Source organism: Salarchaeum sp. III (genome assembly GCF_036418315.1).
In the GTDB taxonomy this organism is placed as follows: domain Archaea; phylum Halobacteriota; class Halobacteria; order Halobacteriales; family Halobacteriaceae; genus Salarchaeum.
The window spans coordinates 58,211-80,701 of record NZ_JAZHPG010000021.1 but is presented as its reverse complement, the minus strand read 5'-3'; the positions used below and the strand labels follow the sequence as shown (position 1 = coordinate 80,701).

Here is a 22,491-nt window from a genome sequence, read left to right as displayed (position 1 = left end):
TCCACCATGTCCGCAGAAACAAGAAAAAGAACAGGGAGTCCCAATGCAGACACAGAACCCACCTATATACTAGGAAAGAACTAAGTGATACTACCTAAAATAGTCCATTATCTTAATTTGGAATAGAATTAGATGAAACGGGTTTTCCACCCATTCTCCGCTACCAACGAGCCCCCACTCTCTTCTCAACGAGAACAGCGGACAAAGTGGAGGGAGGGTCTACAATTCCCAACCCGTTCACTAACTCCCTCTTTTCCAGGTCTTCTCGCCCTCTCCCTCCCGCTCTCTTCTCTACACCAATACGCCAGCCAACCAAACCACCCCACCATGTCCGCAGTAACCACCAAGTACACCCTCTCAAAACCGATATATCTCAGCCTTAACCAACAAAAGAACGTTCTCCAATAATTTGTAGGTTAATCTCGACGTGCCCGGACTATTCACATACTCAAGTCCGCAACGATCACTGGGTCAAGTTCACCCTCATACGTTCGCCCAACTCCCGACGGATGCGCGAAGAGAAAACTCGAGTACGTCGACCGGCTCGCAAGCTGCTGGTAGTCGACGTCCGGCCACCGACTCAGCGAGAAGTCGTCGACGCCGGCGTCCGTCGCCATCTCGTACAGCGTCGGGACGATCTCGCTGGTTGAGCAGACCAGGACGTCCGGATCGTGTGCGTCGAGCGCCCCTTGGACGGCGGTCAGGATATCCGTCGGCGAGCCGGTGACGGTGTCGCCGGCGACGGACAGCTCCCCATAGATGTCGTTGCTCGTTTCGGTCACCGGAATACTGAGCCGGAGCGTCGACAGCTCGCTCGCCGGCGTCGGATCGACACCGGTCTCCAGACAGTACCGGAACTCCCGCGAGAAGTCGACGTTGAAACAGGCGAGATCCCCGACTGGATAGTCCGACAGCTGGCGCGCTTGCCGGGCGAGTGGAGTGACGCGGTCGATGTCGCCCACATCGACCGCGAGAACGGTATCCTCGTCTCGTCGAAAGCCCGGCTGTCGTGCATCCATCTCGGTCGCGACGACGTCCGGGTGCTGGTCGTACACCGACTGGAGCGTCGTGAAGTCGAGGTCGGACGCTGGGTCGTGAGGGGCCACGTAGAATCGTGGGGTGTAATCATCGCGTTCGGTCGCGACGGCGCCGTCGGCGGTTGCCTCCCACCCCAGGACGCGACCATCGTCCAGAAGTCAATAGTATACTGCCCCATTCTACTCGCTCACGCCTCCGTCGTTCGCTTTCCAGAACTCACCTGGTTGGATTCAGCCGGTGCACTCTCCATGAGAGAAATATACTATTTCACCAAAGAACTATGTTCCTCTACTTCGTGTGTTTCTATATGAACGACCGAAACCCACCAGATGAGTTTGCAGACATCAACGAAGCGGTTGGTGAGGAATGGGAAGCAGAAACAACACCCTATGAGCGTATTCGACACGTTGTTGCGCATACGTACAGCCCCGTCTCAGCTGATGCCGTAGCTGACGATGCACGGACCGCTCCAAAGACCGCTCGAAAGCACCTGAACACACTCGCAGACGAAGGATTCGTCGAGACGACTCCCGGCGAACAGGGAGGTACGCTTTATCGCCGCTCACCCGAATCGCTCGTCGTCGAACAGGCTGCCGACATCCTTGAGCACGTCTCGACCGACGAACTCGTCACCCGAATCCAGGAGATGCGCGAGCAGCTCACCGAATATCGGTCCGAATTCGGTGTTGATTCCCCCGAAGAATTGGCGGTCAACCAGACGAACCAGGCCCTCAGCGAGACCGGGTCACGGGACGAGATCGACCCGGAGACGATTCGTGAGTGGAAGACGCTCCGTCGGAATCTCGCATTCGCGAACGCTGCCCTCTCGATCGGCAACGCCGAGCAGTTCGTCGATAGTGACCGTCGCTCGACTGACGACAGCGTCCCCGCCTAAGCGATGCAGGATGCTCCTGACCGAGCGGAACCCCATACGCTCCGCGGGGCGACGGACCGTCCAGCACTGCTGACGATTCGCGATGTCGTTGAGGAGATGGAACCGCTTGCGACAGCTGAACTCGATGATTACCTCCATCCATCCGTCCTCGAAGTTGTGCTTGACGACGGGCTGTGTGGGGCCGACGAGGCCCGAATCGATATCCAGTGGACGACACGAGGTGATTACAAGTTCCACTATACGGACACGGAAGAAGTGAATCTGCGCTGGGGGAAGCACCCACACGCAGGAGACTATATCCACGTCCCCGGATTAGAACACTATCATCCACCGCCGAACGCGAGTTCTGATCCAGACGAGGTCGAAGCGTCCTGCATTTCACAATCTCCTGAAGAATTGGTCGCCCGCGCGGTCCTCAAACTCTGGCGGGTCGCCTACCACACGGACTCGTATGAATCACTCAACGCAGGTCGTAACCCACCGTAGGAACCATCCGGGTGCTTTCCTTTACGAACCCCCACTGAGAAGCGATTGAGTCAAGCGATTTCATCGAGAAATCCGACTTCGAACAGTACTGTTCTGCAAGGCCCATCAACGCTCGAGTCCGCCGGATATCGGCGACGTTGTGAGTGATGAGTGGCTCGTTGGCGCCCTCCTTCCATGCGGTGACGGCCTCGCTACTGTCGGTGAATGGATCCAGTTCGTTCAATCCGGCGCCGATTAGTCCCTCGTAGACGCCACTCAGTATCTTCACTTGTATTGAAGCGTGTTTCGAAGACGTCCATCACGTCGACGTATGGCAGCGTTCCAAGGGGCCACTCGAGCCCGTGCGTACAGAGACGAGTCCGGAGAAATGGCAAGTCAAATCCCCCGTTCCACCGCTCACCGTTGTACGCGACGAGCTTTGCATCACGTTGGATGAGTGTCGACGTGACAAACGTCGCCAGTTCGTTCAGGAGTTCCTGTTCGCTGTCGTGGAGTGAGAGCTGTACTGGTGTCTCGAGAGTGTCGTTCAGCCGAGCTGCGAGGTCTGCTTGTGGTGGCGTTCCATCTATATTGAGAAACACTCGAGACGAGACCGTCGAGTCGAACCCAATTACTGTGAGTTCATCATTGGCCTCGAATCCTGTTGTTTCGATGTCGAAGGCGATTGTTGTCAACTGAATCATTCTGCATCTCCAGTGTCACGTTCGACGACCGATTGCTGTTGCTCGTCCCCATCTTTCGAAAGCCGTTGTTCAAGCTCTGTCAGGCGTTCCTCGTGGTCGCCGAGTCGGGCCTCCTGTTCGAGATCATGCTGAGAAGCGCCGGCAGCAGCGGGTTCTGGTGGTTCAACAGCCCGCTCGCGTCGGCGTGCTCGCGGGCGTACTCGAACAGCCGGTCGAAGTGCGGCTGGTCGCGACGCCGCAGTGCCCAGCGGAACTCAGCCCAGCGCTCTTCGATTGCCCGCAGCGCATCTCGGTAGGTTGGGTTCGTCCGCCCCATCTTTAGATAGCGAGTGAATCCCGGCATTCAGGCCAGGCGGGAATCGTGCCACTCTCAGACACAGCTGCCGTTAGTCGGCATTGCCGGGTTCCCTTCGTTTTGTGTCGATACATTCTCTGACGAGGCTGGATAGGTTGATGTGGTTCTCGTCTATCCACTCGGCCTGTTCTTCCGTGATGGTGATGTTCTTCCGTATTATCACCACGTTTTGTGTGTTCGATGCGCGATGCGCATACGTGTGTATAGTGTGTGTTCTTTTGTGTGTCCGCGTCGGTGACGAAAACGCTCCAGGTTACTTTCGTGCCACCCACAGCGGACGACCGTTGCGAACGGCATGACGAAGGAGGTCTCCACGAAGGTGTCCTTCTCGACGCCGGGGCCGAAGCATGTGTGGGCGGACGGACAGACCTACACCGTCTATGCAGTCGCTGATACGTCGGGGACGGCGAATCTCTCGTTCAAGCGCGTGTACACGCCCGAGCGAATCGTGAATAATTCCCAGACCGGCTTCTACGCTGAAGTCGAAAACACTGGGAATGCAACCGGCGTGCAGACCGTGTCGCTGACGATTAACGGCACGGAGGTCGTGAACGAAAGCGTGTACGTGCCCGCTGGCCAGACGCGGCCAGTCTACCGCGAACACACGTTCACGAAGACAGGAGACTTTGAGGGCGCGCTTTCCATCGCAGATGGGGCGACGCGGAACTTCACCGGCTCGGTGCGGTCGGAAGTCGTCGTAGATAGCTCCGTCACCGTCTCGCACGTTGCGGGCACCGAGCCCACGCAGACGCCGGTTGTCGACGCTGAATACCGGTCTGGGTCGGTGTACGTGCAGTTGACGCAGAATGGGAACTACGTGCGTGATCTCTCCGCGCTTGGCGCGGACAGCACAACCACGTTCAACGTCAGTTTCCTCGTGCCCGACTACACACCCCGCGTCGTCGTGAGGAGCGGACACGATCTGAACTTGACCGTCACTGAAACAGCGAACGATGCGTTCGTCGATATCTCCCTACACTACTCCAGCGGCACCCTCCAAACCCAGAAAAACACAACCGCCACCCAAGAAGACAGCACCACCGACAATATGAACAGCGACACGAACACGCCCCCACTGACAACACGCACGACCAAGTTGAATCACCGCAAGCACAGGAGACCACGACAACCACAACGACCACGACGGTAACAACGACCGCCATCTCGACAGTGACCACGGCTGACTCAACGACAACGACGACGAAGGAGTCGACGACGGCGGAATCGACAACTGAAACAACAACGACGAATGCCGCTACAAGTACGACAGCTGGCGAGTCCGGATCGTCAGGGAGTACGCCCGGATTCGGTCTCGGACTCACCGTAGTGGCAGCACTCTGCGCAGGCCTTCTCGCACGACGCACCCACTAACACCGCGAGGCCCCTTTTCGGTTTCAACGCTCTCAAGGATTGTATCGAGACCTTTGTTCGCGATTGTGCTGTCGCCTCGATTATTCTTCTGTATTTCTACCCGTAACTACTCACCCTAGTTTTATGTAGGTCTGGCATTACATAGGTAGTGTGATGCCTCTTAGCATATCGTAGTTTGCCTATCGGGCGTCGCGTAGCCATGAACTACGTGACGCCTCACAATAGGCACGGGTAAGCACCGCATCCCATAATTAGTTCGCGTCATAATTGGATGTTCCGGTAAGTGTTCCAGTAGACGCCATGGGCGGTTGAAGTTGTATTTCAACCCCGTATACTACTATACGGGCTGTTTCCAGCAGAACCATTGTTGGGTTTTGGTTTCCATCTTCTTGGGCGCGAACATTTATGGTGTGATATATTGACGGTTTAGGTGACATACGACAGTGAGATTATTAGCTCGGTTGACAGCACGCGCGGATACCGCGTACGACGAGACGTATCACGACAAGCTCCGCGGACGCTTCTGGGGAGCGCTCGAAAACACCGACTACGACCAGTTACACGACAATAATCGACCAGTCGGCTTCTCGTACAGCAACCCCTTCCCCCCGGCAAACATGGAGGAAGGGGATGAACGAACCCTGCTCGTCGCGGCCCCACAAGAACAATTACTCAGCGCGGTTGCAGAGGATTTCATCGGGAATCGCGAACTCAATATCGGCCAGATGCCCTTCCACATTGAGGAACTCACCAGCCTCGCCCCCGATGTCGGCGAACCAGGCACCAGCGGCACCCTCGAAACCGGAACGGGCATCCTCGTCCGAATCCCCCAGCATCGCGCGGACGACTACGATATCACGCCGGAGGGAGAGCAAGCAATCCACTGGAAACCAGAGCATTCCATGGAGCCGTTCCGCACGCAACTCGAGAACAATCTCGATAAGAAACACCGGCTGTTCTGTTCCGACCACCTGCGTGGGCCATCCGACACGTCATACCCGCTCTTCGAGAGCTACGAGCTCATCAAGACGTTCGCACTCCCACTGACAGTAACCCAGGGCGAGACGTTCACGCATATCCTGTCCAAATGGCGGTTCGACTACACCGTTCAGGATGATGCGCATCGTCGCCATCTGAATCTCGCGCTCGATACGGGACTGGGTGAACGGAACGCGCTCGGACTGGGATTCATGAATATCAACACATGAGTCAAACACCTGCCGGAACAGCTGTCAGCCGCTTCCAGAATCGGCTTCCCAGCTCGCTCTACGAGGTCGCCTGGCAGTACTCCCTCCTCGACTGGTATGATGCCGCGCGCTCGGAGGCCATTGACTGGGAGTTATCTCCCGAGCACTTGGCGTACTTAACGCCGCGCGCGCAATCCGACCTCTTCGGGCAAGACGATAGCCTCGTCATCGTATACGCAGACCTCTCCGACCCAGACAACCCAGCCCTCCGTTCCGACAGTGAGGGAGGGCCAGTGGAAATCACGACCTACACGACCCAAGACCGGTTCCGCGTGGGGCACTCCTACCCAGAGGGGAAGACGAGTAGTATGACTGACTACTCGATTACCACCCAGAAAACGGCTGATGCGCATCATATCGCGGGCTTGCGCGATGACGCCTGGGGAACGAACAACATCCAAGACCGGTTTACTGACTGGCCGCAGAGCGAGTCCGCAGATCGCGTGCGTGAGTCAGCAAGCGAGGAAGACACGGCAATCTTGGATGCGCTTGCTGCGCTCGGTGACGATGATGACGCGATGGACCGACTGGCGGATGCCTTCCTTAATCAGGTTGAGAGCGAGGATACCGAGATTGACGCGCTCATCACGGTGAAAGTACGCCTCCCCGGGGAAGACGAGTACAAATTCCCGGGGGAAGTCGGCGTACTGAACGATGTGATGCGCGAGAAGAAAGCGGCGCGCCTCGAGAGTATTTCCGTTGAGGATGCCAGTGGCACTGGGACGGGCTATGTGACCGGGGATGAGGAGACCGTCACGGGCGGGTCGCCAGGCCTGTTCGGAATGTACGGGAAGAAACAGCGCGAACACTTCCACGACCTCGACACAGCTGGTGGGTCGGCGTGGCAGAACCGGCCGTTGTCCTTCGACGTTGCTGCAGCCGTTGCCGCAGCAGGGTCGCTCTTTGAGGACTTCTATCGAGGGCTTGGAAATAATCGCCGACTCTACGTGCTGCCGTATCTCGCCACCCGGAAGCAAGACCTCTCTGCGGAAACCTTCGATTGGTTCGCCACCGAGGTTTACGAAACACTGCAGGGTGCAGACACCGGGGCGGACGGCGAGTTCGATACTGTGGTTGAGAACATCATCCGCCAGGTGCGAACCGCGACGCCAGACACGGCAGACGGCATTGACTTGGGCGACTTCGGCGTTAACGATGGCGCGGACTGGGGGTCAGTCCGGCTTGCAGTTGTGCATCAAGTAACCGGGAATCCCGACCGCGTCTACTTCGACACCCTCGATGGTATCTCCCCAGTGTTAGACCTCTATGATGCACACGTGGGTATCACCGGGTCGAGTCTGTTTAGGGAATCCAATATATTCCATGGGAACGAGGGCTTGGACTCAAGTTTCCTGTTGAGTCGGTCGCCCGACCTTCACCGATACATTCTCTACGGAGGGTATTTCCAGCGGACGACGGAGCCAACGCGATCCAGTCGGCAGGCGTCCGAAACGCCAGGTGCCGGCGCAGTTGATGATAGTCGGATGGGGCGCGTTCGCGACCTTCTTACCGACACGGATGTCAATGCGTCGCGGCTCCTGGATGAGTACGTCCATCAACTCGTGCAAGATCAGCGCGAGGCGTTCGGGAGTGATGAGTCGTATCTGGCGTTCCCGACGCGGAGTCTTGTTGAACAGTACGTGCAAGCACGGGCGCTCACGGATATCGGGGCGCTCGATACCAGTTCCACATTCGAATTCACAACCACAGCCATGCCAGACGACTTCGAGAACCGAACAGACCGACTCGACGCATTCATTGACAACCACGACGCGCTGTCCGAAGACAGGCATAAAGCAGTATTCCTCCTTGGCGGCCTCGTGGGGCGGATTTCAGCATTCCAGCAGAAAAAAGATGTTTCGTCGACGTTGATTCGGCGGTATCCGGTTGATTACCTCACCAAGCAGACGGTGACGGAGGTGACAAAGGAGGTGTTGCAGATGAACAATTCGTACGCAGAGGCATATGACAAGCTGTCGTACGTGACGAATAGTCGGTATACGGAGCGGTTGCCAGAGGTGATGTTGTCAGCGACTCCGACGGAGTGGTCGGTGACGGAGCCGGAGCTACAGTGGCTGTACAGTCTCGGCATCGCGTACGGACTGAACGATAAGAGTCTGTACAGTGAGGACGAGGACGAGGACGCCGAAGCTGGAGAGGACGCAGCGGCGGACGAAATTAACGCCTAACATATTACGATACCAATGAGTGACACAACTACGGAGACGGCGGCTGGAACGGACGGCAACGAAGACGTGGCGAACCGCTCGGAAATTGTCTTCCTCTATGACGCAGAGGACACCAATCCAAACGGAAATCCGCTGTCCGCGAACGATAAGCCGCGGATTGATGAAACGACTGGCGCGGCGGTTGTGACTGACGTTCGGTTGAAGCGGTATCTGCGCGACCAACTGGATGACGACGGCCACGGTATCTACGTGAAGAACCCGTCGAAGAGCGCGCAGGAAGACGTGCCGGGCCGTGATGCACTCTTCACGCGTGTCACCGGCCTTGACCCGGATACTCTCAAGGAGCTCTCTGGGAGTGAAGCGGCGACGAAGTTCCTCACGCATGCGGCTGACGTGCGGTACTTCGGTGCGACGTGTTCGTTCAGTAGTGACTTCCAGAACAAGCTCGGCGACGAGTTCCCCGGACAGTTTATCGGGCCCGTGCAGTTCAGCCACGCCCGCAGCTTGAACACAGTGGTGCAGAAATCGGAGTCGAAACAGCTCTCAACGGTTGTCGCAAGTGACACTGACAGTGATCAGGGCACGTTTGCGACTGACAACCGGCTTGAGTACGCCCTCATTCCGTTCCATGGAATCGTAAACGAAGTTGGAGCCAGTGATACCCTATTGAGTGAGGCGGACGTTGAGCGGCTTGACACGCTGCTATGGCGGGCTGTGAAAAACCAGACGCTCACGCGGTCAAAGATGGGGCATCAACCCCGGCTGTATCTGCGTGTCGAGTACAGTACTGACGCGTTCCACATCGGCACCCTCGATGACGGCGTGGAGCTGACCCAAGAGAAAGACGACACCGAGCTGCGAAACATCACGGACACCCTGCTGAACGTCGACGAACTTCTGGACGACCTCGAGGCCTATGCGGAGCATATTGAGTCGGTTACGGTCACGGTAGACCGCCACCTGGAGGTTGAGGCGGGTGACGAGACTGGTGGGGATGAGTATCTCATCGAGCAGCTTGAGGCGGCAGTGGGTAGTGAGAGTGTCGTTGAGGTTGATCCCTACGCCTAATGGCCACAACTGATCTAGACGTGCGTGGGCGAGAGTGCCTCTCGTTCACGGTAGAGGGGCCGTTCGCGCATTTCCGTCGGATCGATGCGACGACGGAGAAGCTCACCTATCGGGTGATTCCGCGAACGACGGTCGCGGGCTTGCTTGCAGCGGTGCTTGGTGAGCCACGGGACTCGTACTATGGGACGTTCAGTCAGTCGGCGTCTGCGATGGCGATTTCCCCGGAGTGTGCGCTGGAGACGCAGTCACTGCCGATGCTGACGCTCCCAACGACAGAAGGCGACATCAAATCGGCCGAGGGCGTGAGCGGGAAGACTGTTATCGACCCGGAGGTTATCGCAGCAGAGCGGAAACGCCGAACCTTCGAATATGTGGTTGATGCGGCGTATCGCGTTGACCTCGTCCTCGACGATTCAGACACCTTCGAACGACTAGCGGAGTATCTGACGGCGGGGAAGGCAGTGTATACGCCGGCACTCGGTAAATCGGAGTGTCTTGCGACACTCAGTGAGGTCACCCAGACCACCGTGGCAGAGGCTGACGATGCGACTGAGGTGTCGTCAACGGTGCCCGAGGAGTGGGTGGTTCCGACGCCGGGAACGCAGCTGCGGATGGAGCGTGCGCCAGGCTTCATGACACAGGACGCTGGCAGTCGGCGGACAACCGGGTTCCAATCGTACGCGTACGCCCCCGACGACGGGACGCTTACCGCTCCGGACGCGCCAATTCGGGACGTGGACGGCCGTCACGTCTGCTTCCGCTAATGCAGCTCGAGAAGTTTGCAGCACGACCCGGGCAATCCCTCTCCGTACATCTCGAAGGCGTTAGTTCGGCTGCACAGAACCTCGTTACTGCGTCTACAACGCCAACAGGCGAGTCATGGCAGGCGGTCCTCAGGACGCTGGGATGGACGCATGATTTCGGTAAACTCACCTCCTACTTCCAGACATATCTCGAGACAGACACACGGACGCATGCGCCCTGGTCCGAATTGACGTATCACGGAGATATCGGCGCGATTGTCACCCTGCAAGCCCTCAAGGAGCAGGGGTTTTCGGAAAAAACCGCGCTAGCAGGGTTTTTCGCGGTGGCGAAACATCACTCCTGTCTTCCAAATCTCCGTCCCGGTGTTCAAAAGTACACTCAGGGAGAAGCTGCTGAAAACCGCATAGAGACAGTCGAGAAGCAGTTCAAAGATATTGATGACAACGCGTCTGCCGCAGCCACCCATGTGCTCCAGCAAGCGAGCGATGGCCAGCTCTCGTGGGGGGACATCCGGCACTCCCCGGAATATACACAGACGCTGCTCAAGGCTGTTGAGCGGATTGCCTCACAAGACGGTTTTTATGGCTACGTCCTCCGTGTCTGGGCAACGCTCGTTACGGCGGATAAATTCGACGCGAGCGATATCACGTCCGCCGATACTGCAGGTAGTCTACGAGACACGCCGAAACTCTCCGTTGAGACACTCACCCAGCACGTGCAAGAGCTTTCTAAAACGCCGCTTGAAAGCGGTGGGACTGCTGCACGGTATCTGTCGACTCCAGAGGCTGCACTCCCCGGGGAAGATGCGTCGCGGGAGGAGCGGTTTGCGGCGATTCGAACGGCGGCAAACGCACGCGCGACGAAGACACTCACCGAAGAGTTCCAGACAGGCACGCGCGTGTTCAATCTCAGCCTGCCAACCGGGTTCGGGAAAACACTGTGTGGCCTGCGGGCAGCCCTATCACTCGCGGGCGACCGCGACAGTCGCGTAATCTACGCGCTCCCCTACACGTCGATTATTGACCAGGTCGACCAGACCGTCCAAGACATCTTCGACATCCCCCCGAGTAGTCCGAAGTATACGAAACATCACCATCTCGCGGACACACGCACTAACCTTTCCGACTCGCCAGTGGGAGCAGAGTACTCGACGGGCCGGGAGACATTACATGCTGAATCGTGGCGTGCTGGCCTCGTCCTCACGACCTTCACACAACTCTTCGAGAGTCTCGCAGGCCCCCAGAACACCCAGTCCCTCAAACTCCCCGCGCTCGAGGACAGCGTCATCATCATTGACGAACCACAAGCCGTCACACCGAATTGGTGGCCGCTTATCGGCCGCCTTACCACGTATCTCGTTGAAGAGTATGACGCGACGGTTATCTTGATGACCGCGACTCAGCCACGCATCCTCGCCCGACACGCAGACGCCCCCACACCCACGCCATTGCTCGAGCTCGATACGGAGACAACGAGTCTCCTCGCGGACTACCCTCGCGTGACGTTCTCTCTTCACCCATCGCTCACCACGCACCTCAACTCGCATTCAGCGCGGCCGCTAGCGCTTTCAGACGCAGCCGCCGAACTCACCACCCCCACCCGTGACGGCGAAAATACGCTCGCAATCGTCAACACCGTTGATTCAGTCGCAAGCCTCGTCGAACACACCACCACGGACCACACCACGAATATCACGAGCAAGTTACTCGACTACCAGGATACCCCGGACGACTTCGATTCCGCCGGGTACCTTGAGCATCTCGCCGAGCACACTGACAACTCGAATCGGCTGATCGCTCCCCTGACGACGCGGCTTCGTCCAATTGACCGCTCCCGGATTCTCACCTGCCTCAAGCTCATTCTTGACACTGAGACGCAGACGCCCTTCGATGATATTCCAACACTCACCCTCTCCACTCAACTCATCGAAGCGGGTGTCGACTTGAGCTTCGACCGTTTGTATCGGGACTACGCGCCACTGCCAGCATTGGTGCAGGCGGCGGGCCGGTGTAATCGCAGCTTCGGAGACACCCCAAGTATGGCAACAGTCTGGCGCCTAGAAAATCCCAGCGAGAGTGAGTACACACCGAGCGAACTTATCTATGAGTCACGGCTGCGCCCGACACAAGCAGTCCTCGCCTCACTCCAATCCGAGTTTGGGGATGAAATTCCGGAGGCCGAGCTCGTCGAGAGCACCACTGAGTATTATGATCGGTTCCATGACCAGCGGCAATCCGAACATCTCGAGGACGACTTAGAGGATGCATTCATATCGGGGCGGGGCGAAGAGCTTCGGAAGGCGTCGCTTATCGAGCAGTCATATTCTACTCAGGATATTCTTATCCTTCCCAATGACGGCGTCTACACGCAGTACCAGGCGTATCAGCAGCTACGTGACAATAGAGAGTGGACGAGGGCCCGTGGGGAGTTCCAGGATCTCAAACAACATCTTGTCTCAGTCCCCACAACAAATCCCTCAGATGATGTGCTCGTGCTCACGCCCCAAGAGTGCGAGTCCAACTATGATATTGAGACGGGCGCTGGCCCCAGTCTACCCGCAACCCAATCCAATAGTGAACTCTAACTCCGGATTTGAAGCTGTCTAGTAACCTCACCACCCCACTCAGCTCTCATTGGCGCTGATACAGAAATAGTAACGTCACTCTCACCACTCCACCACTGAATCGCAGCGTCTCAGATACCCTACTAGGCATTCACCGCCTCGTGAAACAAAACAGGATACTCCAATCCTCCCCAACCAGCAAGCAACCCACTCAAGAGTACTCCCCAACCAGCATACCACACACACGCAACCACCCTGCAGCACGTCCACACCATCAACCCCCTGGGGTAACAGGACAATTGCCGGTCGACGAAAACCTTCAAGCACGAACCAGCGGTAGGACGCGTATGGCCGCCGAACGGGCCATGGTGTTACAGCAGAACGCTAGAGCGGTTGAAGGGTGAGGAGGGCGAGGACTGGCGCGAGTTCGACCCCGTGTTACAGCAGAACGCTAGAGCGGTTGAAGGCGGGTAAGAATGTATTCGGCGACTTCGCCTTGTAGGGTGTTACAGCAGAACGCTAGAGCGGTTGAAGGCACCCCCGTCGTCTTCATCGTCCCCGTCACCACCGGTGTTACAGCAGAACGCTAGAGCGGTTGAAGGGCATGAAGAACGGCGACGTGCTCGACGCCGAGGACGTGTTACAGCAGAACGCTAGAGCGGTTGAAGGGCGGGTGCCACCCGTTTCCGAGATGGTCGCGCACGTTACAGCAGAACGCTAGAGCGGTTGAAGGAGTTTAATGGAAGTGATAAAACGTATAGTGTAACGCGTTACAGCAGAACGCTAGAGCGGTTGAAGGCACGGTGCCCCGACGCTACGGGCATGGATTGGAAGTTACAGCAGAACGCTAGAGCGGTTGAAGCGTGTTGTGGCGTCGACGAAGCTGCATTCGTCGCGTCGTTACAGCAGAACGCTAGAGCGGTTGAAGCCCGAGATGCTGCACGAGCCCGTGCTCGGCGAGCTTGTTACAGCAGAACGCTAGAGCGGTTGAAGCCTTCTCAGCTGACTATCCTATCCAGCTTCGCCATCCCCACAGAAGGTACGACCTCCTTTGCCGAAACGAAAGGAACGAACGAAACGAATAGAATGAAGGAGATGAAGTAAACGAAGTTGATGAATTGAATTCTCCAAACGAACTGGTTTGTCTCTGGTTGGCTTGTAGTAGAAACGAACGGAACGAAGTGAGTGATAGAAATGAACGCAATTAGTTCCACGAGCGAAACGAACAGTTGGTTTTAACATCGTAGTAATCCTCTCACCGAGTGAAACACCCTCACCGAACGCACCGAACTAAACGACCAAAACGAACGAAACGAACACAACGAGAAAACGAAGCTAATGACCGACACCAATACCGCACGAATCACGGTGGCGAATCAGAAGGGAGGCGCGGGGAAGACTACCGACGTCATTCATACTGGTGGCGCACTCGCCGCCCGAGGCCACGACGTCCTCCTGGTCGATATCGACTATCACGGAGGACTCACCTGCTCGCTTGGCTACAACGATCTGTACTACGATACCGACCGTACGACGCTGTTCGACGTCCTCGACTTCGACCAGATGGAGTCGGTGAACAACATCATCGTCGAGCACGAGGAATTCGACATCCTTCCCGCCAGCGAGAAGCTCGCGAACAACAAGAACATCCAGACCCTGCTAGAGGCGCCGAAGAGTCGCGAGCGGTTGGAGATGACTCTGGACGAACTCGACAAGGACTACGACTACATCATTGTCGACACGCCGCCATCCCTGAACGTCCTCACCGACAACGCCCTGGTCGCGACCGGCAACGTCGTCATCCCCGTCATTCCCGAGAAGCTCAACGCCAACAGCCTCCAGATTTTCGCAAAGCAGCTGAGTTCCCTCGAACAGGCGTACGGAGACATCAATCGGCTCGCAATTGTCTGTAACCGCGTCGAGCAGAACGCCGAGCACCGCGACACTATCGAGGAGATCAAGTCGGCGTACTCCCTCCCGGTGTTCGAGATCCCGAAGCGGACCGACCTCTCCCAGTCGATTGGCGAGGGCGTGTCCGTCTTCGGCTTCGGTAAGGAGAACCAGCGCGTCGAGGATGCACGCGACCTGTTCAACGAGATTGCCGACCTGTTCGACGAGACGTTTGAGAAGACTGCGCCTGAGGAGGTGGAAGCATGAGCGACGGCTGGGGTGATGCTTCCGGCATCGAGGGCAACTACGAGGAGGCGGACGATGAGGTCGATTCCGGCGAAACGAGTGAGGTGAGTGAAACGGTGGACACCAGTTCATCGACCGAAACGACCGAATCGACTTCAACGAGTGAAACGAACGAAACGAGCAAAACGAAGACGAACATCAAGGACGAATGGAATGGGCGGACGATCTACATCCCCGACGATGTCCTCGACGAGATGGAGGATACCTACCTCGAGTCCCAGCTGAAGCTCCGCAAGGCGGGCCAGGACGAGTTCAAGAAGAACCGCCACTTCTACCCGCTACTCGTCCAGTTCGGTATTGAGGCGCTCTCTGAGGCGGATGCCGAGGAAATTCAGGCTCGACTCTCCGAACTCAGCGAGGAGTGATCCTGCTGGGCAGAACCATCACTCTGTCGGATTGTCGAAAACTGACGTCCAGCAAAGCGGTAGGGGGGTGATACTGCCGTTCACACTCGTCTTGTCGGTGGACGATGAGACGACGCAGCCGCGTGAGAAGACTATTGAAGTGCGACGGTCTGGGAAAAGATGGCGGATATGGGAGTTATAATTTTGTTTATCACGTCGTAGACTACACTTCAAAAGGTGAATTAGTTGTGTTTCCTGCTGTCTTTGAGACGCTCATTCGCTTTTCTGGTCTCCGTTGACGTTGGAATAGTCGTCAACGAAGTCGGTCTTCCTTGCTTGTGTCCTGGCTACGGGATAGTTGTTTTCCGCCCACGGTTCCATTCCCGGTTTTAGAATGTATCCTCCTGTGAACCCTGATTCGGTCATGTTCCCCGGCGAATACCTGATAGATGGTGGGGACACGTACAGTAGGCGACGACCCGCTCATTTTTCTCTCAGTCGCTTACTGGATCGTCCGCACCACCATTCGGTACTGGACCGAATTCTGCGCCAGCGGTATGCGCTTGTCCGTAAAACCCTCCGCCTTCGCATGGAATCAGCTAATCTGAACACCGCCATCTAAACGCCCAAGAATAATAAAATTCCATCTCCAAATTCAATTATGAACCGGAGAAAATTCTTAGCGACAGCAGCTGTTGGTGCCAGCACCCTCTCGGGGTGTGTATCGATGTTCACGTCCTCGCATTCGGACCGGCCGCTTCCAAAAACGCCAACCGGGGTGTGGGCTCAATATGGTGCTGACGGGGCGAACACGTTCGCCCCGGGCGTCTCTTCGCCATCGCAGGGAAACCTGGCATGGACGTCGGACGCGTTCACTCGCTGGCAGCCCGTCGTCTCTGACGGGACGGTGTATCTGACGAACTTCGCCCCGAGCCTCGACGGGAGTGCGATCGCACTTGACGCACAGGATGGCACCGAACAGTGGCGAACCACCCTTACTGCGAGCGGGAACAACGGGTCCGTCATCATCGACGACCGATTTATCGTCGCGTACGACACGACGTTGGTTGCGCTCGATCCCCAAACGGGGGAACGAATCTGGACGGAAACGACGAACGGACTCCAGTTCTCAGAACTGTTCGTCGCAGACGAAGCCACCGGAACCGTCGTAGTTGCGTCCGAAGACGGTATCGAGGCGTTCGCGGCAGCGAACGGCGAGAAACGCTGGAAGACCAACACGGTACGTCAACTCACCCAGGCGCCAGCAGTGGCCGACGAGCGTGTGTTCGCCGTCGGGACGGTTGATGGCGCGCCGCGTCTCACTGCCGTCTCCCTGCACGATGGCTCGGAACGCTGGCGGACCGAACTCACGGCCATTCCTTCATCCATTCCTCCCGTCGTAACCCAGACCGGAGTGGTTGTTGCTGACGACCGAACGCTCGTTGTCTACGACAAAGAAACGGGCGACCGCCGCCGCGAACTCTACTCGTTCACGTACGACGGAGGGAGACACGACATTAGGGCGGTTGGCGCCACCGACGGGATTGTCTTCGCTGCCAGCCAGGACGGTGTCGTCGCCGTCAACAGCGACACCGGCTCGGAGCAATGGTGTCGCGATGACGCAGTAGGCTACGCGGGAATTTGTGTTGGAACTGAAACGGTCGTACTCCCGCTCCGGGACCCCGACTTCTCACCGCATACCACGACAATCAGCGCGCTTGATCGTGACTCGGGAGCGATGCGCTGGCATTACGAATTCGACGGGAGTCCCAACGTGATTGTCCCACCAGTAATGGTCGACGGAGCCGTGTTCTTTACAGCCAGTAATATGGACCATCTCGCGGCCCTCGGTGACGTACCCAGACAAGATAGTTAGCTCTCAGTACCGTCAACCCCCTCCTTGTAAGAACAGTTCGTTCCCTGCATTACGAGATTACGGGTTGTGCCATCGCACGGTCCTGCTCTGAGGTCCTGAGGAATCCCTTCGTCCACTACTCGCTTAGTACATCGACCAGTTTTGCGCCGAGGCCGATGAAAAGATGGCCGACCTCACCCCGGAATCGCGTGAGCGCGGCGAGCGTGTCGACATCGGTGGCGTCGCGGTCCTGGGCGAGCTGTTCTTTCTCGAACTGTTCGTAGTCGCGACTCGTGTCGTCGTGCGGATCGGGACCAGGCAGGGTGAGTCACGCAGCGCACGCTGTTGCGCGCTGCACGCCTCCTAGCGCCGACAAACAGCTCATGGCGCACAGATTCGGTACCTCCTCAGATCGCCCGTCCGCTAAGGATGCACTCACTCGAGAAGTCGGGCGGTGGGTGGGGGCAAGGGAGTGGATCCAACCCCAGCGTTAACCAACACCGTGCCGGTATTGGTCGAAAATGTTGGTTAACACTCGTCCCTACGGCGCTCGGAGCTCTCGAGCTGGCTTCACGACGAAGATATCTGGCTCGCTGGCTGCTCCTTCACCTGACCGCTCCGCTGGCGCCGAAGGCGACTGCGTGAGCTGGGTGATGCGCTCGTTGCGAACGGTTCGTCGAGGGACGGCGGTCTCGTGCCAACTCCACGAGCGCAACGACCGACGCGTGACCCCGGTCGGTCGGAACCGTCATCTCGAGGTCCTCCCACGGCGCCTCATCGTCGAGGGTGGTCGCTGCCTGATGCGCTGCTCGTGACTTGCTGCGTCGTTCCGAAGCCATCGTCAATCGGGGGCACGTGACGCGCCCCGCCACCCCCTCGCGGGGGCGACAAACCCCACCGAAACGCACCCTGTCAACCAATGCGCTACATCTGATACTTCCGCAGATCCGCTCCCCCTCCTCATTGCCACTCACTGGAAACCCACCCAAAGACCCGCGAACACACCATACAATACACGACTATGCCCTCTACACACCGCAGTGACGGCGGCCACACAGCTTACCACCAACTCCTTACCACGATCATCGACAGCAGTCCTTGGTACTATCCTCATCCCCAGAATCTAGACGGCCGAATCAGGGACGCCATCACGACAGGTGATCCCGCAATCCGCCTCATGCATCCTACTACCTCCGCAACCCTCGAAGTAGAACACACCCCTACCACGGAAACTAGCGCGACACTCGCGCTGAACGCCGCCCTTGACCCGACACTCGAATCTAAGGACGCCTACTTCGCCGGCTCCCTCGCCCTCACGCACAAACTCATCGCCGCCTCCCACCAAACACCCTACCTCACACCCCACGCGGATCCCATCTACGTACTCACCGCTCCCCTCCCCCCACACATAACCACCGACGAACTCACCAGTACACTCTCCGCAATCACAACGACCAGTCACGCAATCGACACCCTTCATACCAACATTTGTAGACCTCTCAAACAGTACATCCACCCTGTCTGCACATCTACGCCACCTAAACCACGCGACACCTAACCACCGGTATCCGAAAAACCCGGCTAGAACCAGCCACACACTGTTTCCTCCCGAACGACCGGGTGTTGCCACTGACTGGCAACTCCACACTGGGTTTACTCATTACCCCGCGCAAGCAACAGTTGCAGTCATGACCCAGCAAAACTGGAATTGGGAAGACATCGAAACGATCGGTCGGGGCCTCCCCGACTACAACGAACAACTCGTCCAGGATCCCGCGATGCTCGACGACCCCATGATCGAGGACACGGCCTACTACGACGACCCCCTCCTGGACGACTACTAACACCCCCACGTTTTCACACCAGATAGAGACAATCCCGATTATCGGTTCCTCGTTCTTCGTAGCTTCTTGACCACGAGTGATCCATTCTGCCGAACCATTTTCAGGAATCCTGCCAAACAGCAGGTATGCTCAACTCACTGGATGATATTCCGCCCTACATTGAATCGGAAGTTCGAGATCGAATCTCTGCAGGAGCCGACGGTAGCACCCTCATCGTCGACGAAGCAACCAATGAATTCCTCGTCGCCTACTCGGACTTCACTAGAGCACTGAGGGAGCAGTACAAAGAGGCCTGTGAAAATCGCGGTGAAGATAACATCAAGGTCTACCAGCTCAATATCAACCCCTCCGATGTCCAACTCACTCGCTACGAGACTGCGAATGGAAGTACTTCCGAGAAGATCTGGCGTGAGAGCGTCAACTAGCGCTCGCCCAAACGCCCAACTCCGCGCAAAAGATTGTCGCTACCCAGGTGGCCCATGAGTTCGTGTCCCCTACATCTTAGTAGGATAGTCTGAAAGGCCTCAATCATGCCGTCACGGTATTACGGGGGAGAAACGACCAAAGAACTCCCCGTTAGTCAAGACGATGCCCGTGACAGACTTACCCGCGAAATCACACTCACTGACATCACGACTGACGACGATTCTACGACCGGGACGTACACTGTTGGTCCGCTCACATTCTTCTACGACTGGACGCTCGAACCAACTTCCGACGGAACCTTGGTTCGTGAACGCTGGCAGTTCAACACGTGGACGCTCCTCGGGTTCTGCAGCCTCTTCCTCCTCCCCCTCATACTCGGCCTGCTCTTCTTGACCCTGACAACAGTCGGAATATACACTCCCTCCTCAGCCCTCTCCCCGGGGACGGTTCAGGGCACTTCCCCAACGGGCCTTCCGATCATTGCGTACTACGCTGGTGGCGCGGTCTGTTTCACACTTATCACCGTCGTCTTCCTCTTTTTCTACCGGGTTAGCAACGCGCCCGCCCCCATCACCAACCTGGAACACGAAGACGCAGACACACCCCGAACCACCGCCTCAACCGCCACCGGCATCAGCATCCTCCTCGCAGCCATCTACGCCCCACTCACAACCCCCCTCATCATCCTCGCCACACTCGAGGGCCCACGCATCATTTTCGAGTACGGAACGCTCCTCGGTACACTCTACATTCTCTCCAGTCTTGCTGCCCTCGCCCTCCTCCTCTTTCTCGCCCGAACAAACTCGCTCCACCGTCTCGAATTCACGCACAATCACCTCGACTTCTTCTTCGACACCGACACAGAACGCGACGATCTCGTCACCCCCTACCGGTCAGTCGACGCCACCTACACAGTCACCGATACCAACGACCTTCTCACCCGCGTCGCTGACGCAGCAGACTCACTCGACCTCAACATCGAACCCTCCCCAACCATCGACGAAGACAACCGCATACTCGGTGAAGGCGTGCTCTCCCGGTTCGGACTTCGCGCACGCTACGAATGGCGCGCCGAACCAATCGGGTGGTCGGCTGGCGACGTCCGCGAATTCACCGTCAGCGAAACCGTCTACATCGCCCGCGATTACCGCTACTTCTTCTGGATATTCGGGGTGCTCGGCGCCTACACACTCCTGCTCTACACGGGCAGCATCCCCGGTCTCAGCTCGTTCGCCGTGCTCTTCGCGCCCAGTCTGTTACTCCCCTTACTCGCACTCGCACTCTTCGCCCCACTCCCCGCCCTCCTCTTCCCGCGCGGGCTTGACGAGACAGACCCCCATCTCACCATCTCCGAATCGCGCTTTCTCCCCGCCCCCCTCCTCACCATCATCTACGGACTGTTAGCCCTCGGGCTGGTCGCCGTCTACCTCAACACCAACTACGTCGTAAACGCACTCGCAATCCTGCTTGTCGTGGCGAGCTTCATCGCAGCCACCTACTACGAGACACTGACCTCCTGGTTCGCCAGTGGACTCCCCAGCCTCCAACTCCCCGCAACGATCGAAATCCACGCAACAATCGGCATCGTATCAGCGATGCCCGCCATGTTCCTCCTCACCGGCTTCTTCAATTCTGATCCCGCTGCATACCGTCTCGCAGGCGTTCTCTCCCTCGCTGTCGCGTGCGTTGCAGCGTACACGTGCCGGCGTGAACGACACCTTGCCATGTCTCGATTCCGAGACACACTCACAGATCCCCCAACATCCTCTGTCTTCCGAGCAGGCGTCTACCTCTCAAGCGTCGTCGTCGCGGCGCTGGGGATCGGCTTACCATTGCTCGCGGCCCAGTATGTCTCACAACAACCAGGCGTCGACCTCCTCACCACGCTTCTCGTCGCGTCCGGCGCCCTCTACCTCCTCACCGGCCTCCTCTATCAAGTCGCCTCCGGCATCTGGGGGCTCACCACACTCTTCACCGTCAGCCGCCCCGTTTCACCCGAAGCAATCGATCTCCCCGCCGATGTCGCGGACGCACAACTCCGGCTGTATCCCGGCACTGTGAACGCGTTTTTCGCAACGTCCACGGGACGCACCGGCTATATCTTCATCCCCGAAATCGCAGTTGAGGAACTCTCCGCCGACCAATTGGCCGCGCTCATCGCCCACGAAGACGCACACGCGTCCAAGTATACTGACGGCTGGCTCAGCTTCTACGCCCCCCTCCTCGCCAGCCTCTGCCTCGTCGGCCGGAACGTCCTCTTCACAGCCCTGAATTACTCCGGCCGGGAACTACGTGCCGACCGCTACGCAGCCACCAAAACAAGCCGCGAAACCTTCACCACCGCCTTTCAGAAACTCCGCCAGCTCCGACTGGACGACCAACTCTCTGATGGCGCCCGCGCGGACCACGAACGAAATACTCGCCGTGCAGCGGCCGCACTCACCCCGCTTCTCCCAGACACCACCTCTCCACCCTCCGTTGGTTCGTGGTTCGAACTCCTCTACGGCGACTACCACATGGGAAAAGCACATCCAGCACCCGACGAACGCCTCACACGCCTCCAAGAAGACGATAACAGTGGGGACGATGACAGCGGTCGTTAGCTGTCCAATCGTGGTACAGGGTACGCGTCGTCGAACTCTTCACCGTTTGAACTCATGATGTGCTCGAGTTGGCTTCGACGAATCAGGTAACACGACTTCGTCGCTGTCGGTGTGTCCGCAAGGAACTCTTCTGCAGTGATGAAATGCCGAATTTCCCCCGGTTCAACACGTGCGCGTTCAGGGACGTGATCGGAGACCGCGGCGTTTCCACCAGCAGACTCCGCAAAGAACATCGAGGGGATTGTCATCCGATAGCCGTCTTCTGGTCCCCGCGAAACGATCTCTCGTTGCGTTTTGAACCGGTCATCTTGGGCTACACCGTCCTGAACGACTGGTGGGTCATTCGTCAACTCGGAATCGGAGAGAATCAACCACCCCTTCTCACTGTCAAAACTCCAGTGCCCCGTCACCGTCTCATCCGACGCCTCCTGATCGTCCGGCGGCTGGTCGAGAACCCCCAGCTCGAACACCCGCTGAGGGATCACGATTCGACCAACATTATCCCGCGTCACCGTATTCTTCCCGAGGTACTTCCACGTCCGCGTCGTGCCCCAACTCATCCT

Annotated in this window: 19 protein-coding genes, 3 pseudogenes and 1 CRISPR repeat array; of the genes and pseudogenes, 17 read left to right on the top strand and 5 right to left on the bottom strand. The window is 57.7% G+C overall.

Annotated features, from left to right (window positions below):
- Positions 1–521: 521 nt before the first annotated feature.
- A pseudogene (locus U3A55_RS05065) lies at positions 522–1,193 on the bottom strand (type B DNA-directed DNA polymerase); the annotation flags it as partial.
- Between the two features lie 152 nt (positions 1,194–1,345).
- Between U3A55_RS05065 and U3A55_RS05060 the strand changes: the two are divergent.
- Positions 1,346–1,933, top strand: coding sequence for a DUF7342 family protein (locus tag U3A55_RS05060; RefSeq protein ID WP_330990392.1), 588 nt, complete (start codon positions 1,346–1,348; stop codon positions 1,931–1,933).
- A 3-nt stretch (positions 1,934–1,936) separates the two neighbouring features.
- Positions 1,937–2,419 carry a hypothetical protein gene (locus tag U3A55_RS05055; RefSeq protein ID WP_330990391.1) on the top strand — a complete coding sequence of 161 codons (483 nt, stop codon included), beginning with the start codon at positions 1,937–1,939 and terminating at the stop codon, positions 2,417–2,419.
- Positions 2,420–2,610: 191 nt separating this feature from the next.
- On the opposite strand, the gene U3A55_RS05050 is transcribed toward U3A55_RS05055, so the two are convergent.
- Together U3A55_RS05050 and U3A55_RS05045 are read right to left on the bottom strand one after the other, a co-directional pair.
- The gene (locus U3A55_RS05050; protein WP_330990390.1) at positions 2,611–3,102 is read right to left on the bottom strand and encodes a hypothetical protein; all 492 of its coding nucleotides are present in this window, start codon (positions 3,100–3,102) and stop codon (positions 2,611–2,613) included.
- Positions 3,099–3,418 (bottom strand): annotated as a pseudogene (locus U3A55_RS05045) (hypothetical protein). Before U3A55_RS05045 ends, U3A55_RS05050 begins: the two are co-directional and overlap by 4 nt.
- 334 nt (positions 3,419–3,752) lie before the next feature.
- Here U3A55_RS05045 and U3A55_RS05040 point away from each other — a divergent pair.
- The 11 genes from U3A55_RS05040 to U3A55_RS04995 all read left to right on the top strand — a co-directional run bounded on the left by U3A55_RS05040 (position 3,753) and on the right by U3A55_RS04995 (position 17,422).
- Positions 3,753–4,607 carry a hypothetical protein gene (locus U3A55_RS05040; RefSeq protein WP_330990389.1) on the top strand — a complete coding sequence of 285 codons (855 nt, stop codon included), beginning with the start codon at positions 3,753–3,755 and terminating at the stop codon, positions 4,605–4,607.
- A gap of 20 nt (positions 4,608–4,627) precedes the next feature.
- Complete coding sequence (locus U3A55_RS15235) at positions 4,628–4,828, top strand: PGF-CTERM sorting domain-containing protein (protein ID WP_442978271.1); 201 nt, start codon at positions 4,628–4,630, stop codon at positions 4,826–4,828.
- 443 nt (positions 4,829–5,271) lie between these two features.
- Positions 5,272–6,036: a CRISPR-associated endoribonuclease Cas6 gene (cas6, locus tag U3A55_RS05035; protein WP_330990388.1), complete on the top strand. Its 765-nt coding sequence runs from the start codon at positions 5,272–5,274 to the stop codon at positions 6,034–6,036.
- A complete protein-coding gene (locus tag U3A55_RS05030) occupies positions 6,033–8,264 on the top strand; it encodes a TM1802 family CRISPR-associated protein (RefSeq protein WP_330990387.1) in 2,232 nt (743 codons plus the stop codon). Before cas6 ends, U3A55_RS05030 begins: the two co-directional genes overlap by 4 nt.
- Before the next feature lie 15 nt (positions 8,265–8,279).
- The gene (gene cas7b / locus U3A55_RS05025) at positions 8,280–9,332 is read left to right on the top strand and encodes a type I-B CRISPR-associated protein Cas7/Csh2 (protein ID WP_330990386.1); all 1,053 of its coding nucleotides are present in this window, start codon (positions 8,280–8,282) and stop codon (positions 9,330–9,332) included.
- Positions 9,332–10,096 (top strand): type I-B CRISPR-associated protein Cas5b, encoded by a 765-nt coding sequence (gene cas5b, locus U3A55_RS05020; protein ID WP_330990385.1) that lies wholly within the window; start codon positions 9,332–9,334, stop codon positions 10,094–10,096. Before cas7b ends, cas5b begins: the two co-directional genes overlap by 1 nt.
- A complete protein-coding gene (locus U3A55_RS05015) occupies positions 10,096–12,681 on the top strand; it encodes a CRISPR-associated endonuclease Cas3'' (protein ID WP_330990384.1) in 2,586 nt (861 codons plus the stop codon). The genes cas5b and U3A55_RS05015 overlap by 1 nt, the downstream gene beginning before the upstream one ends.
- A gap of 349 nt (positions 12,682–13,030) precedes the next feature.
- Positions 13,031–13,653: a CRISPR direct-repeat array (repeat unit 29 nt; unit sequence GTTACAGCAGAACGCTAGAGCGGTTGAAG).
- 345 nt (positions 13,654–13,998) lie between these two features.
- Positions 13,999–14,817, top strand: coding sequence for a ParA family protein (locus U3A55_RS05010; protein ID WP_330990383.1), 819 nt, complete (start codon positions 13,999–14,001; stop codon positions 14,815–14,817).
- Positions 14,814–15,221, top strand: coding sequence for a hypothetical protein (locus tag U3A55_RS05005; RefSeq protein ID WP_330990382.1), 408 nt, complete (start codon positions 14,814–14,816; stop codon positions 15,219–15,221). The genes U3A55_RS05010 and U3A55_RS05005 overlap by 4 nt, the downstream gene beginning before the upstream one ends.
- Positions 15,222–15,861: 640 nt before the next feature.
- A complete protein-coding gene (locus U3A55_RS05000) occupies positions 15,862–17,076 on the top strand; it encodes an outer membrane protein assembly factor BamB family protein (RefSeq protein WP_330990381.1) in 1,215 nt (404 codons plus the stop codon).
- A 163-nt stretch (positions 17,077–17,239) separates the two neighbouring features.
- Positions 17,240–17,422: a hypothetical protein gene (locus U3A55_RS04995; RefSeq protein ID WP_330990380.1), complete on the top strand. Its 183-nt coding sequence runs from the start codon at positions 17,240–17,242 to the stop codon at positions 17,420–17,422.
- 174 nt (positions 17,423–17,596) lie between these two features.
- On the opposite strand, the pseudogene U3A55_RS15230 reads toward U3A55_RS04995, so the two are convergent.
- Positions 17,597–17,894 (bottom strand): annotated as a pseudogene (locus U3A55_RS15230) (hypothetical protein).
- 182 nt (positions 17,895–18,076) lie between these two features.
- Here U3A55_RS15230 and U3A55_RS04990 point away from each other — a divergent pair.
- The 4 genes from U3A55_RS04990 to U3A55_RS04975 all read left to right on the top strand — a co-directional run bounded on the left by U3A55_RS04990 (position 18,077) and on the right by U3A55_RS04975 (position 21,928).
- Complete coding sequence (locus tag U3A55_RS04990) at positions 18,077–18,613, top strand: hypothetical protein (protein WP_330990379.1); 537 nt, start codon at positions 18,077–18,079, stop codon at positions 18,611–18,613.
- A 130-nt stretch (positions 18,614–18,743) separates the two neighbouring features.
- Positions 18,744–18,899 carry a hypothetical protein gene (locus U3A55_RS04985; RefSeq protein ID WP_330990378.1) on the top strand — a complete coding sequence of 52 codons (156 nt, stop codon included), beginning with the start codon at positions 18,744–18,746 and terminating at the stop codon, positions 18,897–18,899.
- Positions 18,900–19,024: 125 nt separating this feature from the next.
- A complete protein-coding gene (locus U3A55_RS04980; RefSeq protein ID WP_330990377.1) occupies positions 19,025–19,324 on the top strand; it encodes a hypothetical protein in 300 nt (99 codons plus the stop codon).
- A gap of 105 nt (positions 19,325–19,429) precedes the next feature.
- The gene (locus U3A55_RS04975; RefSeq protein ID WP_330990376.1) at positions 19,430–21,928 is read left to right on the top strand and encodes a M48 family metalloprotease; all 2,499 of its coding nucleotides are present in this window, start codon (positions 19,430–19,432) and stop codon (positions 21,926–21,928) included.
- Here the strand turns inward: U3A55_RS04975 and U3A55_RS04970 are convergent.
- Positions 21,925–22,488, bottom strand: a complete 564-nt coding sequence (locus U3A55_RS04970; protein ID WP_330990375.1) for a hypothetical protein — start codon at positions 22,486–22,488, stop codon at positions 21,925–21,927. The two genes, U3A55_RS04975 and U3A55_RS04970, sit on opposite strands and share 4 nt — an antisense overlap.
- Between the last annotated feature and the right edge of the window lie 3 nt (positions 22,489–22,491).

Excerpts from the sequence above, each read along its gene's own strand:
- U3A55_RS05060 (WP_330990392.1), top strand. The coding sequence starts at position 1,346 with ATGAACGACCGAAACCCACCAGATGAGTTTGCAGACATCAACGAAGCG.
- U3A55_RS05055 (WP_330990391.1), top strand. The coding sequence starts at position 1,937 with ATGCAGGATGCTCCTGACCGAGCGGAACCCCATACGCTCCGCGGGGCG.
- U3A55_RS05050 (WP_330990390.1), bottom strand. The coding sequence starts at position 3,102 with ATGATTCAGTTGACAACAATCGCCTTCGACATCGAAACAACAGGATTC.
- U3A55_RS05040 (WP_330990389.1), top strand. The coding sequence starts at position 3,753 with ATGACGAAGGAGGTCTCCACGAAGGTGTCCTTCTCGACGCCGGGGCCG.
- U3A55_RS05030 (WP_330990387.1), top strand. The coding sequence starts at position 6,033 with ATGAGTCAAACACCTGCCGGAACAGCTGTCAGCCGCTTCCAGAATCGG.
- cas7b (WP_330990386.1), top strand. The coding sequence starts at position 8,280 with ATGAGTGACACAACTACGGAGACGGCGGCTGGAACGGACGGCAACGAA.
- cas5b (WP_330990385.1), top strand. The coding sequence starts at position 9,332 with ATGGCCACAACTGATCTAGACGTGCGTGGGCGAGAGTGCCTCTCGTTC.
- U3A55_RS05015 (WP_330990384.1), top strand. The coding sequence starts at position 10,096 with ATGCAGCTCGAGAAGTTTGCAGCACGACCCGGGCAATCCCTCTCCGTA.
- U3A55_RS05010 (WP_330990383.1), top strand. The coding sequence starts at position 13,999 with ATGACCGACACCAATACCGCACGAATCACGGTGGCGAATCAGAAGGGA.
- U3A55_RS05005 (WP_330990382.1), top strand. The coding sequence starts at position 14,814 with ATGAGCGACGGCTGGGGTGATGCTTCCGGCATCGAGGGCAACTACGAG.
- U3A55_RS05000 (WP_330990381.1), top strand. The coding sequence starts at position 15,862 with ATGAACCGGAGAAAATTCTTAGCGACAGCAGCTGTTGGTGCCAGCACC.
- U3A55_RS04995 (WP_330990380.1), top strand. The coding sequence starts at position 17,240 with ATGGCCGACCTCACCCCGGAATCGCGTGAGCGCGGCGAGCGTGTCGAC.
- U3A55_RS04990 (WP_330990379.1), top strand. The coding sequence starts at position 18,077 with ATGCCCTCTACACACCGCAGTGACGGCGGCCACACAGCTTACCACCAA.
- U3A55_RS04985 (WP_330990378.1), top strand. The coding sequence starts at position 18,744 with ATGACCCAGCAAAACTGGAATTGGGAAGACATCGAAACGATCGGTCGG.
- U3A55_RS04980 (WP_330990377.1), top strand. The coding sequence starts at position 19,025 with ATGCTCAACTCACTGGATGATATTCCGCCCTACATTGAATCGGAAGTT.
- U3A55_RS04975 (WP_330990376.1), top strand. The coding sequence starts at position 19,430 with ATGCCGTCACGGTATTACGGGGGAGAAACGACCAAAGAACTCCCCGTT.
- U3A55_RS04970 (WP_330990375.1), bottom strand. The coding sequence starts at position 22,488 with ATGAGTTGGGGCACGACGCGGACGTGGAAGTACCTCGGGAAGAATACG.